We start from the raw sequence: 18,163 nt of genomic DNA, 5'->3' as shown, positions 1-18,163 counted from the left end.
TAGCTAGTTTGAGCTATTTTAAAGTTGATTTGAATTTCAAATCATTTGCAATTATTAATTGTGTTTCGATTTCATAAGCCGAACCCAAAGTAATTTGAAGAAACCTAGAAAAATCTTTATTAAACTGTCTTGAGGATCCTTCTGCTATGTTTGAAGGCATTGACACAGAAGCTCTTCTTAACTGATTGGTTAGCCCAAATTTTTCAGATTCAAGAAAGGAAGATGTCAGTGTATAAATTTGAGAACAAAACAACCGACTCCTTTTCCATATTTCTAATTCTTTAAATCTATGCATATCTAGTATAGTATAAAATCTAATAGTCAAAGAAGTCTAAATAATCTAACAATCTAAAAAGTCTAGACTAATATTGTTCCTTATCATTAGGGAAATCTGATGACTTAACATCATCAACATATTGACCGATTGCGTTAGTCATTTCTTCATATAAATTCATATAACGACGTAAAAAACGCGGATTGAACTCATGTGTCATTCCAAGCATATCATGTAAAACTAATACTTGTCCGTCAACAGCACCACCTGCACCAATGCCTATAACTGGTATAGACACACTTTCGGCAACTTCTTGAGCTAACTTGGCTGGAATTTTTTCTAAGACAATTCCGAAACAACCTGCTTTTTCAAGCATTAAAGCATCTTCTTTTAATTGTTCTGCTTCTTGCTCTTCTTTAGCACGTACTGTATACGTACCAAATTTATATATAGATTGAGGTGTTAATCCTAAATGTCCCATTACAGGAATTCCAGCATTCAGGATACGTTTAATTGATTCTTTAACTTCCTTACCACCTTCCATTTTAACAGCATGACCGCCTGATTCTTTCATAATTCTTATGGCAGAACGTAGAGCCTCCTTTGGGTCACTTTGGTAGCTTCCGAAAGGTAAATCAACCACAACTAAAGCTCTATCAATAGCTCTTACAACAGAAGATGCGTGATAAATCATTTGATCAAGGGTTATGGGGAGCGTCGTTTCGTGACCAGCCATAACATTACTTGCCGAATCACCAACCAAAATAACATCAATTCCTGCTTCGTCTACAATTTTAGCCATTGTATAATCGTAAGCGGTAAGCATTGATATTTTTTCACCTTTAGACTTCATGTCTACTAAGGTTTTTACGGTAATTCGTTTGTATTCTTTTTTTGCTGTTGACATATGTGCAATGGATTTATAATTGTAAAAATAAAAATATTAAATGATAAAGGTTTGATTTGTGTTTTAAATTGAAAGTCTAACAGTCGCTTAAATGCACACCAACGGCTAAACCACCTTCTGAAGTTTCCTTGTATTTGGTGTTCATGTCCTTTGCTGTTTCCCACATGGTTTGTACGACTTTGTCTAAAGGTACTTTTACATTATTCGGATCTGTATCTAATGCTAACTCACAAGCATTTATTGCTTTTATGGCTCCCATAGCATTGCGTTCTATACATGGAATTTGAACCAAGCCACCAATAGGATCACAGGTCATTCCTAAATGATGCTCCATAGCGATCTCAGCAGCTACTAAAACTTGCTCTGGAGTTCCGCCAGATAATTCACATAAGGCTCCAGCTGCCATTGCTGAAGACACGCCAATTTCTGCTTGGCATCCACCCATTGCAGCACTAATTGTGGCTCCTTTTTTAAAGATGCTTCCAATTTCACTAGCGACTAATAAAAAACGTTTGATGTCTTCAAAATTCCCATCATGATTTTCAATAACCAAATAATACATCAAAACTGCAGGAATAACTCCAGCACTTCCGTTTGTTGGAGCAGTAACCACACGTCCTAATGACGCATTAACTTCATTTACAGAAAGCGCAAAACAACTCACCCATTTCAAAATTTGACGAAATTTAACTTCAGTATTTCTTATTGAGTTTAACCATTCAATAGGCGTTGAATATGGTGTATCGCCTTTTAAATTTTGATGCATATCATAAGCACGACGTCTTACGTTTAAGCCTCCTGGAAGATTGCCTTCTGTGTGACAGCCAACGTACATGCATTCTAACATGGTATCCCAAATGCGTTGTAATTCAGAATTAATTAGGGATTCGTCACGAATAGATTTCTCGTTTTCTAAAACAACACCAGAAATAGGTAATTTTAAATCATTGCAAAACTTTAGCAATTCAGTGCCTGTTGATACTGGGTAAGGAAAGGTGCAATAGAAAATTATTTTATTGGCCTTAGAAATTTTGCGTTCTTCTTGAACAACAAAACCACCACCAATGGAGTAGTAGGTCGAACGTTGACGTCTACCGTTTATATGGGCTGAAAATGTTAAGGCATTTGAATGAAAGGGTAGAAATTTTCTATTGAAAATGATGTCGGTTTTAATATCAAAATCTATAGATTTCTCATTATTAAATAATAAGGTATTTGTAGTCTTTATGGCTGCAATAATCGCATCAATAGACTCTACAGGTACATATTCAGGATCTGCACCACTTAAACCTAATAACAGAGCAAAATCTGTTGCATGTCCTTTCCCAGTTAGAGACAGAGAACCATATAGATCGACAGTTATTTTTTCAACATTGTCAAATTTGTTAGTGTCTTTTAATTCTTTGATCCAACGTTCTGCAGCTCTCCAAGGACCCAAAGTGTGGGAACTTGAAGGACCAACTCCAATCTTAAGCATGTCAAAAACAGAAATACACTCCATTAACTAAGTTGTTTTAGTTGCAGAGCAAATATACGTTTTGTTAAAGAGGTTTGACAAACACGCAGAATTTTTTGTATTACCTTATATTAAAGCTTTCAATATTAGTGGCTTGCATTACTATGTTGAGATCAGACATATCTAATCCATCTATATTATCTGCAGGAACAACAACAACTCTAAAAACTTGATTTTGAGTCCACTCAGATTCTAAAGCATCTAAATCTGTTGAGCCGTCTAAAAAGAAACGTACATCAGCTTGTGTAAAATCGTAGTTATAAACTAAAGTGCCATCATCAAATTCTACAGTTTGAGGTAACAAACGCCAAATATCTTGTCCATTTACCGAATCCCATAAAATGTAAACTAAAGTGACGTCAGAAGGATAGACATCAAATCCGTAGGCTTCAATAAAAGAATAGTCATCGTCTGCATTAAAATCAATTTCAATTTCAAAAGCAGAAGAAACTAACAATCCGCCAGAAGGACCTTGAGGACCTTGAGGACCAGAATCACCTGTACAAGACATCATAAAAAAAGTAGCGAAAGCTAAAACGAAGTAAGAGATATGTTTCATAAGTATAAGATTTTCTTTTTTAGTAGCAAATCATGTACCAAAATGGCGATACAACAAGACAATTTTCAGAAAGTATTCTGACATCATGTCATATTTATTGTAATGGCATAAAGATTGTCATAATCAAATCGTAATTAAAATGAACACAACATTTCCATGAGAAGTGGAAATTAATAAAACAAATATAATATTATGAGTAAGATTATTGGAATCGATTTAGGAACAACAAACTCTTGCGTTTCTGTAATGGAAGGTAACGAACCAGTTGTCATCCCAAACGCTGAAGGTAAAAGAACAACACCTTCGGTTATCGCCTTTGTAGAAGGTGGAGAAATTAAAGTTGGTGATCCAGCAAAAAGACAAGCAGTAACAAACCCAACAAAAACCGTTTATTCTATTAAACGTTTTATGGGTAACAAATATTCTGAATCTAAAAAAGAAGCAGAACGTGTACCATATAAAGTGGTTAAAGGTGACAATGATACACCAAGAGTAGACATTGATGGTCGTTTATATACACCTCAAGAATTATCAGCAATGATTCTTCAGAAAATGAAGAAAACTGCTGAAGACTATTTAGGTCAAGATGTAACTGAAGCAGTAATTACTGTACCAGCTTACTTTAATGATTCGCAACGTCAAGCTACTAAAGAAGCAGGTGAGATTGCAGGTCTAAAAGTTCGTAGAATTATCAACGAACCAACTGCAGCAGCTCTAGCTTATGGTATGGACAAAAAAGGCATTGATCAAAAAATCGTTGTTTTCGATTTTGGTGGAGGAACACATGATGTATCTATCCTAGAATTAGGTGATGGTGTATTTGAAGTGTTATCTACAGATGGAGACACACATTTAGGTGGTGATGATGTTGATGAAAAAATCATCAATTGGTTAGCCGATGAATTTAATGCTGATGAAAGCATTGATTTACGTAAAGATCCAATGGCATTACAACGTTTGAAGGAAGCTTCAGAAAAAGCGAAGATTGAATTATCATCATCTGCCCAAACTGAAATCAACTTACCTTACGTGACTGCTACAGCTTCAGGACCAAAACACTTAGTGCGTACATTAACACGTTCTAAATTTGAACAATTAATTGACGATTTAGTAAAACGTACTATTGAGCCATGTGCTTCAGCTTTAAAAGCAGCAGGTTTATCAAAGTCTGATATTGACGAAGTGATATTAGTAGGTGGATCTACTCGTATTCCAGCAGTACAAGAAGCTGTAGAGAAGTTCTTCGGGAAAACACCAAGTAAAGGTGTAAATCCAGATGAGGTTGTATCTCTAGGAGCAGGAATCCAAGGTGGCGTATTAACAGGAGATGTAAAAGACGTTCTTTTATTAGATGTTACACCATTATCTCTTGGTATTGAAACTATGGGTAATGTCATGACGAAGTTGATTGAAGCGAATACTACGATTCCAACTAAGAAATCACAAGTATTCTCAACAGCAGCAGATAATCAGCCATCGGTAGAAATCCATGTATTACAAGGAGAGCGTCCAATGGCAGCAGATAACAAAACAATTGGTCGTTTCCATTTAGATGGCATTCCACCAGCAAGACGAGGAACTCCTCAAATTGAAGTTACTTTTGATATTGATGCCAATGGTATCATCAAAGTATCTGCAACAGATAAAGCGACAAACAAAACTCAAGATATCAGAATTGAAGCGTCTTCAGGTTTAACAGAAGAAGAAATTGCTAAAATGAAGCAAGAAGCAGAAGCGAATGCCGAAGCAGATGCTAAAGCAAAAGAAACGGCTGATAAATTAAATGCTGCCGATGCTATGATTTTCCAAACCGAAAGTCAGCTTAAAGAATTTGGTGACAAATTATCTGATGATAAGAAAAAACCAATTGAAGAAGCACTTGAAGAATTGAAGAAAGCTTATGAAACTAAAGATGTGGCAGTTATTGAGCCAGCTTTAGAAAAAATAAATGAAGCTTGGAAAGTGGCTTCTGAAGAAATGTACAAAGCACAAGCCGATGCTCAAGGTGGAGCAGAAGCACCAGGACCAGATGCAAGTCAAAATGGCGAAGCAGAAGGAAGTGATGTTGAAGACGTAGATTTTGAAGAAGTAAAGTAAGTAGAGAGCCACTTTTTAAATAGAAAAGTGTGCGAATCACTTATTCCGAACTTGATTCGGGATCTCAACAGAATATCGTTATGCTGAACTGTCACACTGAGCGCAGTCGAAGTGTTATTTCAGCATCTCATAAAAATGTCATTCCGAGGGAAGCTGAGGAATCTCAAATAATTACTTAACATTTGAAAAAACGCAATCTGAAAGGGTTGCGTTTTTTTGTTTATTCACAACTAATCAATAAAATACGATGATTTACAAATGAATTGTGAAATTAATTTTTAAATTTGCCGCTTACAAAAACTCAATTAAATTATGAAAAAATTACACGTTTTATTTATTGCATTAGCTTTAGTATTTACTGCATGTTCAAGTGATGATAACAACACTAATAATGATCCAGGAGATGGAGATGTTAATGGTGAATTATTAGGACTTTGGAATGCTGTTGATGTATTATATACAGGTGACACAGTTGTTGAAGTAGCAGGACAAACAATCGTAACTGATTTTGTTGGTGAATCTTATGATGTTGACTTTACATTAGAGTTTACTGAAAATCCTAATGAATATGTATCTGAAGGTTCATACAGTGTTGAATTAACATCTACAACATTAGGTCAAACACAAGTATTTGATGTGCCAAATCTTGAATTTATTGGTGATGGTACTTGGACAAGAGATGGTAATGAAATAACGACAATGGCTAATGGAGATGAAGGTGTGATGACGATATTAGAATTAACAGCTACAACATTAAGATTAGGATATCAAACTGTAGAAGTTATTAATAATCAAGGAACTTTAAATACAACAACCATTGATTTAGTTACAATCTATTCAAGAATGTAATTTCAAAGCATATAAGTTTACTAAACGCAACTATTTCTAGTTGCGTTTTTTTGTTGAGATATTCTTAGCGTTTTTCTTTTGCTTGAATTATAAAGTGTCTATCTTTAAAATCTTCATAGCAAAGATTTATTTTTTTGAAAACTATTATGAGTGAATTTAAAGAATTAACAGATTTATTAATAAAATTCAGGGATGAAAGAGATTGGCAGCAATTTCATAATTCCAAAGACTTAGCACTAGCAATTTCAATTGAGGCTTCTGAATTAAATGAATTGTTTTTGTGGAAATCTAATGAAGATGTTGATGTTGAAAAGTTAAAAGAAGAACTAGCAGACATTTTTTCGTTTGCATTCCTATTGGCTGAAAAACATAATTTAGATATTTCTTCAATTGTAAAAAGCAAAATAAAGCATAATGCTGAAAAGTATACGGTTGAAAAATCGAAGGGCACTTCAAAAAAATATGACCAATTATGATGGATAATGAAGCTTTCCAGATTGAAAGGCATAATTTTGATATCACTAACATAGAATCTTTAGAAAACCATTATGCTAATAATTTCTGGCCTATTGTATACTTACTAAGTGATGATAATATAAAAGAAGCTTATATAGGAGAAACAACAGATGCAGCTAACAGGTTAAAAACTCATTTAAAGAATAATAAAAAAAACAAGCTAACGACATTTAGATTAATAAGTAGCCTAAGGTTTAATAAATCTGCAACTTTAGACATTGAGTCATTATTAATAAAATATATTTCTGGAGATGGTCAATACAGATTATTAAATGGGAATCTTGGTATAGCTAATCATAATTATTATCAAAAAAAAGATATCTATTGGAATGTTTTTAAAAACATTTGGGATGGCTTAAGGTCGGAAGGATTAGTAAAACATTCACTTCAGTATATTGATAATTCTGATTTATTCAAGTTTTCACCATATAAAAGTTTAACCCAAGAACAAAAGAATGGACTCTACTTAATTATTAGAAATCTTTTAGATGATTCTATTTCTAATACTATAATTGAAGGTGGTGCAGGAACAGGAAAAACAATATTAGCTATTTTCTTATTTAAATTATTAAACTCGGATAATTCCGATTTTAACTATAGAGATTTTGGTGATGACGAAATGGAGTTGAAATTTGAGCTTGATAAATTAAAATTGAAATTTCCTGAACCAAAAATGGCATTGGTCGTGCCAATGTCTTCCTTAAGAAATACCTTAAAAAGAGTATTTAAAAACATAAAAGGTTTAAAAGCAAGTATGGTGATTGGTCCTGCTGAAGTTGCTAAATCAAAATATGATATTATTGTAGTTGATGAATCACATCGTTTAAGAAGAAGAGTAAATTTAGGTGCTTATTTTGGAGCTTTTGATAAAATAAACAAGAAACTTCAATTAGATAAATTTGAAGGAAATGAACTAGCTTGGATGACCATGCAAAGTTTGAAATGTGTTTTTTTTTATGATGAAAACCAATCAATAAAACCTTCAGATGTTTTGAAAGAGGATTTTGATATACTAAAATCTAGCAATAATTCGAAAATAGAATATTTACAATCTCAGTTTAGAGTTAAAGGAGGAAATTCTTATGTGAAGTATATTGATGATTTACTTAACTGTAATATTGAGAAATCTCAAGATTCATACGAGAATAAGAGTTATGAATTTTATTTATTTGAAAATATTGAGTTGTTTATTAGTGAAATTAAGCAAAGGAATAATGAAGTAGGTTTGAGTCGTTTGATTGCAGGTTATTCATGGAAATGGATTTCAAATAAAGATGATAGTTTATTAGATATAGAAATAGAAAATACAAAATTAAGATGGAATTCAACGAATATAGATTGGGTTAATTCAGTTAACGCAATTGATGAAGTCGGTTGTATTCATACAACACAAGGTTACGATTTAAATTATGCTGGTATTATTTTTGGTAATGAAATCTCATATTCAAAAGAAAGAAATGAAATTATAATAAATCAAGATAATTATTATGATATTAATGGTAAACAGTCAATTAATAATCCTAATGATCTCAAAGATTTTATAATAAATATTTATAAGACTATAATGCTAAGAGGAATTAAAGGCACTTATATTTATGCTTGTGATGATAAATTGAGAGCTTATTTAAATTCACATATTAAGTCTTTTCAAAAGGGAAAAATTAAGGAAAATAAAACTCCCACTTTACAAATTAAAGACAATCAATTTATAAATAGTATTCCTTTATATAATCTCGAAGCAGCAGCTGGAGAATTTAGTGATTTACAATCAGTTGATTTAAATAAATGGATTGAATTACCGGAATATGTGAAATACTCAGATGATTATTTTGCTTTTAAGGTTGCTGGTGAGTCAATGAATAAGATAATTCATAATGGTTCCATTTGCCTTTTTAAGAAATATCGTGGAGGATCAAGAAACGGTAAAATTGTACTAGTTCAATCTACTGAAATTCAAGATAATGATTTTGGTTCAGGCTATACCGTTAAAGAATATTCAAGCACTAAATCTTTTGCCAAAGATTCTTGGTCGCATCAATCAATAATTTTAAATCCTCAATCTTTCGATAAGTCTTTTGAATCAATAGTTCTTTCCGAAGAAGGATTGGATGATTTTAAAGTTATTGGAACATTTGAATTGGTATTATATTAAACATTCTATGTCATTTTCAAATCAAATAAAATCCAATCTGCAATCTAAACGCCTAGCTGTAAAACTAACCGCTAAAGGCGAGAACTATGTGCAAGATGGACATCCATGGGTGTTTTCAGATAGTATTGTAAAGATAAATGACAATGCACAAACTGGAGATTTAGCAATTATTTTTGGGAAACGTGCCAATAAAATGATTGGGATTGGTTTGTACGATGCTAATTCGCCAATTCGTATCAAAATGATTTATAGTGATACGGCTTCAGTTAATATTGATGATGCCTTTTTTAAGACTAAGATTCAGGAAGCCTATCAAAAGCGATTACCACTTTTAAAGACCAAAACCAATAGCTACCGTTTACTATTTGGCGAAAATGATGGCTTTCCTTCACTTATTGCAGATGTCTATGCAAACGTATTGGTAGTTAAGCTGTATTCAGAAATATGGTTACCTTTTATAGAAACCATTTTGGAGAGTTTATTGCAAGTTTCAAAATGTAAAACGCTTGTGATGCGATTAAGTCGTGGTTTACAGAATTCTAAGTCACATCAACTCAAAGATGGAGACGTGGTTTTTGGGACCTTAGACAATGAAGTTGTTCAATTTGTAGAGCATAGTGTCAACTTTTCGGCAAACGTCATTAAAGGTCATAAAACAGGCTACTTTTTAGATCATAGAGAGAATCGACGACAAGTCGGACTCCTAAGTAAAAACAAAACCGTTTTAGACGTGTTTTCTTATGCTGGCGGATTTTCAGTTCATGCCTTAGCCAATGGCGCAACAGAAGTCACGAGTTTAGATATTAGCGCCCAAGCTTTAGACATCGCAGTTCAGAATGGGAAACTAAATCCATATTCAGGCATTCATAATACCTTGGCAGGAGATGCGTTTAAAATCTTAGAAGATTTGGTGTCAGAACACATACAATTTGATGTTGTAGTCATCGATCCTCCAAGTTTTGCCAAGCAACAAACAGAAGTCGCTTTAGCAAAGAAAAAGTACGCTCAACTCGCAGAACTAGGAGTGAAGCTTACTGCAAAAGGTGGTATGTTGGTCTTAGCGTCTTGTTCCTCAAGAGTAACAGCAACCGCTTTTTACGACATCAATGCGCAAACCTTACAAAAGCATCAACGTCCATTTTCAATAGAACAGAAAACGCAACACGATATTGATCATCCAGTTGGTTTTCCTGAAGGCGCTTATTTAAAATGTGCCTATTATCGATTTTTAGACTAATTTATTTTCAATATAAATTTACCCAATACTGGGTAATTGTAGATTCCACATTAATGTGTAATTTGCAGTAAACCAAACCAACTATATTATGAAAATCAGAATCGTAACCAGTCTTCTGGTCTGTTTTACAGTATGCAACACTTTTGCACAAGACTATAAAGTAAGAGATATTGTCACTTTTATTGCGAGTGTGCCTGTAATAGAAAATGAGACTATATTGTTGAGTTCTTCAGACTTCCGAAACTCTAAATTGAAAAAATTTCTAGAGCCAAATATTAAATTTTTTGTAGTAGCCATTAATGATTCGACAGTCGAATTAAGAGCTGTAGAATTTAAGTCAACTCCTAAAAAAAGACGTGACGCCTTAGAAGGAGTAGGAATAGAAATTACGGAGGATTATTATTTTGGTAAATCTTATTTTATTAAGCTAAAAGATTTCATAGCATTTGCTGAAAAAGTAGTACCAGATGATAAAATTTCTATTGGCATATTAACCTTACCCTTTAAAGCCAGACCTCAAGAAGAATTTGCTTTTGATACCAAATTCAATTTGAATTCTACATTAAATGTTCGATTGAAAAAATGGAATGGCATCTCTTTTTATAGCCAATTAGGAGCAGGTGTTGGCAGTGTCAATTTAAATACTGGAAATGCAAACGGAATCTCTGATTCTGAAGCACAAGATGTGTCAATTCTAACATTTTTCTCTGGAGTTATGTTAGAATATAATAAAATGCAAGTCGGATTTTATGTAGGTGTTGATCACATTAATAATCAAAAAAATTATGATTGGCACAGCCACGGAAATTTATGGATTGGCTTCGGACTTGGGTACAATTTATTTAAGTTATCTAGTTCTGAACCCAAAAATGTTCAAGCTGGTAGCTAAAAAAATAGTATTATATTGCTAGTCATAACACCATTCATTAACCACAAACTAGCAATCACATGAAACATTTTTATCTTTTATTAATTTGCCTAATCGGCTTTTCAAGTTATTCTCAAACCGATGATGAGCCATCAGAACTATCCGAAGAAGAATTGAGGGTAGTTTTAGATAGCATCAATAATTCATTTACCTATCAATATGGAGAAATTGATTTAAAAAATGGTCTGGCAACCCTTCATGTGCCTGATGGATTTAAGTTTTTAGATGGCGAACAAAGTGAGTATGTTTTAACTGAGCTATGGGGAAATCCGCCAGGTGATAATCCGATAGGGCTATTATTTCCAGAAGATATGACGCCATTTCATGATGAGTTCACCTATTGCGTTGAAATTACTTATTCTGAAGATGGTTATATAGAAGATGACGATGCAAAAGATTTAGATTATTCAGATTTATTAGAAGACATGCAGGAAGATATTCTGGCTCAAAATCCAGAACGTGAAGCACAAGGTTATGAAGCTATGGAATTAATTGGTTGGGCTTCACCACCTTTTTACGATTCTGAAAACAAAAAACTGCATTGGGCAAAAGAATTAAAATTTGAGGGTTACGAAGCGAATACCTTAAACTATGACATTCGTGTGTTAGGACGAAAAGGGTATTTAAACCTAACAGCCATTGGAGACATCTACATACTTGATGCATTTAATGAAGATCGTGATAATATCCTTGCAAGTGTAGAGTTTAATGATGGCAATCGTTATGCCGATTTTAATCCTGATATCGATGAGGTTGCTGCCTACGGAATAGGTGGTTTAATCGCAGGAAAAATATTAGCTAAAGCTGGTTTTTTCGCACTCATTTTAAAGTTTTGGAAGTTCATTGCAATTGGAGCAGTAGCGATTTTTGGTGGATTTAGAAAAAAGATTTTCGGAGGAGGAAAAAGTGACGATGCCTAAATCTGTAGGTCAACAGACACAAGGCTTATAAACACGGTTAAACATGTCGAAAAAAGGATCAGAAAAAAACACAAGAGCTAAAGCCAAGCACTCAAAACTCATGGCTCAAAAAAAGAACAAGCTCAAGTCAGAAGCTGCGACTCGAAAAGAGCGCCTTAAAGCGATTATAAAAAAAGCCAAAGAGGAGTAATATATGTCCAGTAAAAGTAATTTGGTTGATGCCATTCAACAACTCATTGAAGCGATTCTTAAAAGTCTGGGTTACTCCAATACTAAAAAAAGAACTTGGCACCAACACGTCGTGCCATACGAGGATAATTGGGCAGTAAGACGAGAAGGCAACAAACGCATCACCTCCAAACACCGAAAACAAAGTACAGCCATCCGTAAAGCCAAGACCTTAGCCAAACGTTATAAAGCAGATGTGATTATTCATCGCGAGAGTGGTGGGATTCGGGATCGCATTAGTTATGGTGAAGAATAGCATATTGGTACTTTAATCAATTAACGCCTACGCTTCAACCACAAAAACACACCAAGCGACAACACACCAAAAATAGAAAATCCAATAAAAAGTGGTAACACAGACGTCTTTACAAAACTCCCAATAAAATTTGCGATTGGAACCGCCATAACCGTAGATACAAACCCATTAATAGCAGAACCAATACCAGCAATATGACCTAAAGGTTCCATAGCCAGCGAACGTAAATTTCCGAAGAGAAAACCAATGGCAAAAAACTGAATTAAAAAGAAACTGACCAATACTGCAATACTCGGATTGTCACCAGAATGAAATAATACAACATATAATAATGAAATCACAACATAGGCTATGGTTCCATAATAGGCAATATTAAAAGAACCAAATCGTATCACGAGTCGACTGTTCATAAACGTAGCTAATCCAACGGAAAACGCTGTACTTGCGAAAATATAAGGGAATAATTCAGCCAATTGGTATTGCTCTTGAAAAATCTGTTGAGATGTACTTAAATACACCATAAACGATCCTGTAATAAATCCAGAGACAAAGGTGAAAGCAACAGCTTCTTTATATCTTAAAAACTCTTTGGTGCCTGTGATAAAAATAGCAGGAGAGAATTTAATTCTGTTGTCATCTTTAAGTGTTTCGGGCTGTCGTTTCCAAAACCATAAAACGATGAGTAAGCCAATGACAAGGTTGGCATTAAAAATGGCTTGCCAATTAAAAATATCCAATAACCATTGTCCAAGTGTTGGTGCAACAATAGGAACCAAAATAAAGAACATAACAATAATCGATAAAACCTTGGCCATAAAATCACCACTATAGGTATCACGCGTCATGGCAATAGCGATGGTTCGAGGTGAGGATAAACCAATACCTTGAAGAATACGACCAACGATCATGACTTCAAAACTGTTTGTGGTTACGCAAATAATACTCGCAATTACAAATACAGCAAATCCAAAGTAAACCATGGGTTTTCGTCCGAAACTATCTGATAAGGGGCCGAAAATTAATTGCCCAAATCCTAAACCTAAAAAAATCATGGTAATCAATAACTGATTATCATTTGGGTTGGTCACGTTTAGCGCTTTGCCAATCTCTGGTAATGCTGGTAATAAGGCATCAATCGATAAGGCAACAATAGACATCAAGGATGCCATGAGTGCAATAAATTCGATTTTAAACGTAGGCTTATTTTGCATGCCGCAAAAATACAAGAAAACCAAGAGCAAATAACCTCAAAAAATGAATTAACAAAACATTGACTTTTCAAAAATCAGCGAATCAATTTCAAGTGTATCTTTGTAGTTCAAATTTTAGACATGCAGCATTTAAAAACCATAGATAAAACGACTAAATCCAAACCAAAAGTCACGTTAAAACAAGCCTTTATTACCATTATTTGGCCACGACGAAAGCTTGTGTTTATAGGCTTAATACTCATTGTGATTAGAAGTTTGTCAGGCCTCGTATTGCCTTGGCAAAGTAAAGTATTACTAGATGATGTCGTGCCAAGCGGAAATACATCTGCTTTGTGGACACTCATCGCCATCGTTATTACAGCCATAACGGTTCAGGCAGTAACCTCCTTTTTACTCACTAAAATTTTAAGCGTACAAGCGCAATATTTAATCAGTGAGTTGCGAGCTCAGGTGCAAAAGAAAGTCTTATCCTTACCCATTAGCTTTTTTGACAACACCAAATCGGGTGCTTTGGTGTCACGAATTATGAGCGATGTAGAAGGCGTCCGAAACTTAATTGGTACAGGATTAGTACAATTGGTAGGCGGAAGTTTCACAGCCATCGTCTCCCTAATCATCTTAATCAAACTGAATGCATGGATGACATTATTCGTATTTGTGCCCTTATCAATCTTCGGAATTATTGCCCTGAAAGCTTTCAAATATATTCGTCCTATTTTTAGAACCAGAGGAAAAATTAATGCTGAGGTCACAGGACGTCTCACCGAAACTTTAGCTGGAGTTCGGGTGATAAAAGCTTTTAATGCGGAAGAACAGGAGAACAAAATCTTCGAAAAAGGGGTTGATAGACTCTACCAGAATGTCAAGAAAAGTTTAACAGCTACTGCCTTAATGACGAGTTCATCTACCTTTTTAATAGGAGTTGCCACCACAGGAATTATGGGAATTGGTGGGTATTATATGATTCAAAGTGAAATGACTACAGGTGATTTTCTGTTTTTTACATTGGTTTTAGGTTTTATGATTGCACCAATTGTTCAAATGAGTAATATCGGAAGTCAGTTAACCGAAGCATTAGCAGGTTTAGATCGTACCGAAGAATTAATGAATATGGCTGCGGAAGAAGAGGATACCAATAGGAGCATAGAGCTTCAGACGTTTAAAGGCGAATTAGAATTCAACGATGTCTCTTTTGCTTATGAAGAAGGAAAACCTGTGTTGCATGATATTAATTTTAAAGCCGAATCTGGTTCTGTAATTGCACTTGTGGGAAGTTCAGGTTCAGGGAAATCGACCATTGCGGGATTGTCGGCTACATTTTTGAATCCGAAATCTGGACAAATCACCATTGATGGCGAAGATCTATCGAAGGTGAAATTGAAAAGTTTCAGACAGCATTTAGGCGTCGTGTTACAAGATGAGTTTTTGTTTGAAGGGACCATTCGTGAGAATATCATGTTTCCAAGACCTAAGGCTTCCGAAGCACAAGTTCAAGCAGCTGTCAAGGCGGCTTATGTGAATGAATTTACAGATCGTTTTGACGACGGATTAGAAACCATGATAGGCGAACGAGGTGTAAAGTTATCTGGCGGACAACGACAACGTATAGCGATTGCCAGAGCTATTTTAGCAGACCCGAAAATTATCATTTTAGATGAAGCAACCTCTAATTTAGATACCGAAAGTGAAGCTCTCATTCAAAAGAGTTTGAGCCAACTGACTAAAAACAGAACGACGATTGTAATTGCGCATCGTTTGAGTACGATTCGCAAAGCAGACCAAATCTTAGTCATCGAAAACGGAAGAATCGCCGAGCGAGGAACGCACGATGAACTAATTGCATCTAAAGGTCGATACTTTGATTTGTATACCTATCAAGCTAAGATTTAATTTAATTTGAATAATTTTATAGAACGTTAAAACTAAAAGGATGAACACAGCATCACTCATAGCATTGTATACTAAAGATTTAAATGCGCTTATTAAAGAAATTCAATTATATAAAGACGAATCCAATCTTTGGTTAGTTCCAGATGGCATTTCAAATTGTGCAGGTAATTTATGTCTGCATCTTATTGGGAACTTAAATCACTTTATTGGCGCAGCACTCGGAAATTCTGGATATGTGAGACAGCGTGAACAAGAATTTTCTTTAAAAGATGTGCCTAGAGAAATACTTGTAAAGCAAGTGGAGGATACCATGGTTGTAGTGACTTCAGTTTTAGAACAATTATCTGAAGCACAGTTGCAAGAAGAATACAAACATCGTGTCATGGAAAAACCAATGACTACTGGTTTTTTTCTTATGTATTTAACCATGCATTTGGCGTATCATCTCGGACAAATTAACTATCACAGACGATTGCTAGATAGTTAGATATTTAGAAGGTTAGATTGGCAGTTTGATAAAAATCAGATTAAATATTACTAAATATGATGACTTTTGACCACTATAGCATTGAGCTTTTACAGGCCAATGAAAGCGAAGCATTTTTCAATTTAATGGACGGTAATCGACCACGTTTAGAAGATTTTTTTGCGGGAACAGTCTCTAAAACGCTAACCTTAAAGGCGACAGAAGAATACTGTGTAGAAATTGAACAACGCATCAAAGATGTAAGTTATTTGCCTTATATGATTACTGATCTCAACACAAATGCTTTTGTAGGTTTGGTAGACGTAAAAAACATAGATATGAATGTGCCAAAGGCCGAATTAGGCTCCTTTATTGATGGTAATTACGAAGGAAAAGGCATTGTTACTCAAGCAACTAAACTGGTCATTGATCATATTGTTGAACATTACAAATTTGTCAAGTTGTTATGTAGAGCTGGTAGCAGAAATAAAGGCAGTATTGCAGTCATTCTCAAAAATGGATTTGAATTGGAAGGTACAATTCGTAAAGATTACAGAACAACAAAAGGGGAAATTGTCGATTTGAATTATTACGGTCGCGTATTCGACTAATTACAACGGAATATTCCCATGCTTTCTACTAGGTTTGTTAACGGCTTTGTTTTCTAGCATTGAAAAGGCTTTAATAAGCTTTCTTCTTGTATTCTTTGGAAGAATAACTTCATCAATAAAACCGCGTTCAGACGCACTGTACGGATTTGCAAATAGTTCGGCATATTCGGCTTCTTTTTCTTTCCATTTAGCCTCTGGGTCTTCAGCAGCAACTATTTCACGTTTAAAAATGATTTCGGCAGCACCTTTTGCTCCCATAACCGCAATTTCAGCATTTGGCCAAGCAAAGTTCATATCTGCCCCTATATGCTTTGAATTCATTACATCATAAGCACCACCATAGGCCTTTCTAGTAATTACAGTAACTCTTGGGACTGTAGCTTCACTAAAAGCATAAAGTAGTTTTGCACCATGAACAATAATACCATTCCATTCTTGATCAGTTCCTGGTAAAAATCCTGGAACATCTTCAAGGACTAGCAACGGAATATTAAAACAGTCGCAAAAACGAACAAAACGTGCCGCTTTTTTAGAACTATTTACGTCTAATACACCTGCCAAAAACATAGGTTGATTAGCAACAATACCAATTGATTTCCCGCCTAAACGCGCAAAGCCAACAATGATATTTTCGGCATGGTCTTTATGAATTTCGTAAAAGGAATCTTCGTCAATAATGCCTTCAATGACATGATGCATATCGTAGGGCTTATTTGCGTTTTCAGGAACGATATCAGATAAACTTTCTCTTACTTCATCTTGAAAATTAAAGTCTAAATCTTTAGGTGTTTCTTTATTACTTTGTGGTAAATAACTCAGCAATTTTTTGACATCTTCTAAACACTCTATATCATTTGCTGAAGTTTTATGGGCAACACCAGACTTGGTAGAATGCACACTAGCTCCACCTAATTCTTCACTAGTAACTTCTTCGTTGGTCACTGTTTTTACAACATTCGGACCAGTAACAAACATATAACTTGTGTCTTGAACCATAATGGTAAAATCTGTCATGGCAGGAGAATATACAGCTCCACCAGCACATGGACCCATAATGGCTGAAATTTGTGGAATTACTCCAGAAGCTTGAACATTTCGGTAAAATATATCAGCATAACCACCTAATGAGCGAACACCTTCTTGGATTCGAGCACCTCCTGAATCATTAAGACCAATAATTGGAGCTCCAACATTTACAGCCATATCCATTATTTTACAAATCTTTTCGGCATGTGTTTCAGATAAAGAACCACCAAAAACGGTGAAATCCTGAGCGAAAACATATATTAACCGTCCGTTAACTGTGCCATAACCTGTAACAACACCATCACCATAAAACTTTTGCTTTTCCATACCGAAGTCTTTTGTTCTATGAGTGACTAAAGCACCAATTTCTTCAAAAGAACCTTCGTCCAAAAGGTATAAGACCCGTTCTCTAGCAGTTAGTTTTTTCTTTTTATGTTGTTTATCTATTCGAGCTTGTCCGCCTCCTAATTTGGAAAGCTCGATTTTGTCATTAAGCGTCTTTATTTTTGAATTCATAGTC

The 18,163-nt window shown here is 34.7% G+C and carries 18 protein-coding genes; 12 read left to right on the top strand and 6 right to left on the bottom strand.

Annotated features, from left to right (window positions below):
• Nucleotides 1-13: 13 nt before the first annotated feature.
• The 4 genes from VOI25_RS03950 to VOI25_RS03935 form a co-directional block, all read right to left on the bottom strand.
• Complete coding sequence (locus VOI25_RS03950; RefSeq protein ID WP_323787671.1) at nucleotides 14-295, bottom strand: four helix bundle protein; 282 nt, start codon at nucleotides 293-295, stop codon at nucleotides 14-16.
• A 67-nt stretch (nucleotides 296-362) separates the two neighbouring features.
• Complete coding sequence (gene panB / locus VOI25_RS03945) at nucleotides 363-1,181, bottom strand: 3-methyl-2-oxobutanoate hydroxymethyltransferase (RefSeq protein WP_323787670.1); 819 nt, start codon at nucleotides 1,179-1,181, stop codon at nucleotides 363-365.
• Between the two features lie 76 nt (nucleotides 1,182-1,257).
• Entirely contained in the window at nucleotides 1,258-2,682 is a 1,425-nt protein-coding gene (locus VOI25_RS03940) for an L-serine ammonia-lyase (protein ID WP_323787669.1), read from the bottom strand.
• Between the two features lie 76 nt (nucleotides 2,683-2,758).
• Nucleotides 2,759-3,256, bottom strand: a complete 498-nt coding sequence (locus tag VOI25_RS03935) for a hypothetical protein (RefSeq protein ID WP_323787668.1) — start codon at nucleotides 3,254-3,256, stop codon at nucleotides 2,759-2,761.
• A 192-nt stretch (nucleotides 3,257-3,448) separates the two neighbouring features.
• Between VOI25_RS03935 and dnaK the strand changes: the two genes are divergently transcribed.
• From dnaK to VOI25_RS03890, 9 genes are all read left to right on the top strand, one after another.
• Entirely contained in the window at nucleotides 3,449-5,353 is a 1,905-nt protein-coding gene (gene dnaK, locus VOI25_RS03930; protein ID WP_323787667.1) for a molecular chaperone DnaK, read from the top strand.
• Between the two features lie 312 nt (nucleotides 5,354-5,665).
• Nucleotides 5,666-6,202 carry a hypothetical protein gene (locus VOI25_RS03925; RefSeq protein WP_323787666.1) on the top strand — a complete coding sequence of 179 codons (537 nt, stop codon included), beginning with the start codon at nucleotides 5,666-5,668 and terminating at the stop codon, nucleotides 6,200-6,202.
• Nucleotides 6,203-6,348: 146 nt separating this feature from the next.
• On the top strand, nucleotides 6,349-6,678 hold the full coding sequence (locus VOI25_RS03920) for a nucleotide pyrophosphohydrolase (RefSeq protein ID WP_323787665.1): 330 nt from the start codon (nucleotides 6,349-6,351) through the stop codon (nucleotides 6,676-6,678).
• Nucleotides 6,675-8,870, top strand: a complete 2,196-nt coding sequence (locus VOI25_RS03915) for a DNA/RNA helicase domain-containing protein (RefSeq protein WP_323787664.1) — start codon at nucleotides 6,675-6,677, stop codon at nucleotides 8,868-8,870. The genes VOI25_RS03920 and VOI25_RS03915 overlap by 4 nt, the downstream gene beginning before the upstream one ends.
• Nucleotides 8,871-8,877: 7 nt before the next feature.
• The gene (locus tag VOI25_RS03910) at nucleotides 8,878-10,107 is read left to right on the top strand and encodes a class I SAM-dependent rRNA methyltransferase (RefSeq protein ID WP_323787662.1); all 1,230 of its coding nucleotides are present in this window, start codon (nucleotides 8,878-8,880) and stop codon (nucleotides 10,105-10,107) included.
• Between the two features lie 88 nt (nucleotides 10,108-10,195).
• A complete protein-coding gene (locus tag VOI25_RS03905) occupies nucleotides 10,196-10,996 on the top strand; it encodes a hypothetical protein (protein ID WP_323787661.1) in 801 nt (266 codons plus the stop codon).
• A 59-nt stretch (nucleotides 10,997-11,055) separates the two neighbouring features.
• Nucleotides 11,056-11,955: a DUF2167 domain-containing protein gene (locus VOI25_RS03900; RefSeq protein ID WP_323787660.1), complete on the top strand. Its 900-nt coding sequence runs from the start codon at nucleotides 11,056-11,058 to the stop codon at nucleotides 11,953-11,955.
• A gap of 43 nt (nucleotides 11,956-11,998) precedes the next feature.
• Complete coding sequence (locus tag VOI25_RS03895; protein ID WP_173424380.1) at nucleotides 11,999-12,145, top strand: hypothetical protein; 147 nt, start codon at nucleotides 11,999-12,001, stop codon at nucleotides 12,143-12,145.
• Nucleotides 12,146-12,148: 3 nt separating this feature from the next.
• Complete coding sequence (locus VOI25_RS03890; protein ID WP_323787659.1) at nucleotides 12,149-12,439, top strand: DUF2188 domain-containing protein; 291 nt, start codon at nucleotides 12,149-12,151, stop codon at nucleotides 12,437-12,439.
• A gap of 20 nt (nucleotides 12,440-12,459) precedes the next feature.
• Here VOI25_RS03890 and VOI25_RS03885 read toward each other — a convergent pair whose 3' ends face one another.
• A complete protein-coding gene (locus VOI25_RS03885; RefSeq protein ID WP_323787658.1) occupies nucleotides 12,460-13,650 on the bottom strand; it encodes a multidrug effflux MFS transporter in 1,191 nt (396 codons plus the stop codon).
• A gap of 120 nt (nucleotides 13,651-13,770) precedes the next feature.
• On the opposite strand from VOI25_RS03885, the gene VOI25_RS03880 reads away from it, so the two are divergent.
• Genes VOI25_RS03880 through VOI25_RS03870 form a run of 3 tightly spaced genes read left to right on the top strand, consistent with a single transcriptional unit; the run spans nucleotide 13,771 to nucleotide 16,617 of the window.
• A complete protein-coding gene (locus VOI25_RS03880) occupies nucleotides 13,771-15,540 on the top strand; it encodes an ABC transporter ATP-binding protein (protein ID WP_323787657.1) in 1,770 nt (589 codons plus the stop codon).
• A 40-nt stretch (nucleotides 15,541-15,580) separates the two neighbouring features.
• Nucleotides 15,581-16,027: a DinB family protein gene (locus VOI25_RS03875; protein ID WP_323787656.1), complete on the top strand. Its 447-nt coding sequence runs from the start codon at nucleotides 15,581-15,583 to the stop codon at nucleotides 16,025-16,027.
• 56 nt (nucleotides 16,028-16,083) lie between these two features.
• Nucleotides 16,084-16,617: a GNAT family protein gene (locus VOI25_RS03870; protein ID WP_323787655.1), complete on the top strand. Its 534-nt coding sequence runs from the start codon at nucleotides 16,084-16,086 to the stop codon at nucleotides 16,615-16,617.
• On the opposite strand, the gene VOI25_RS03865 is transcribed toward VOI25_RS03870, so the two are convergent.
• Nucleotides 16,618-18,159, bottom strand: a complete 1,542-nt coding sequence (locus VOI25_RS03865; RefSeq protein WP_323787654.1) for an acyl-CoA carboxylase subunit beta — start codon at nucleotides 18,157-18,159, stop codon at nucleotides 16,618-16,620.
• Nucleotides 18,160-18,163 lie beyond the last annotated feature (4 nt).

The organism is Psychroserpens sp. (genome assembly GCF_034670085.1).
Lineage (GTDB): Bacteria > Bacteroidota > Bacteroidia > Flavobacteriales > Flavobacteriaceae > Psychroserpens.
The sequence above is the reverse complement of the archived record's forward strand: the minus strand, read 5'-3'. Positions and strand labels throughout refer to the sequence as shown.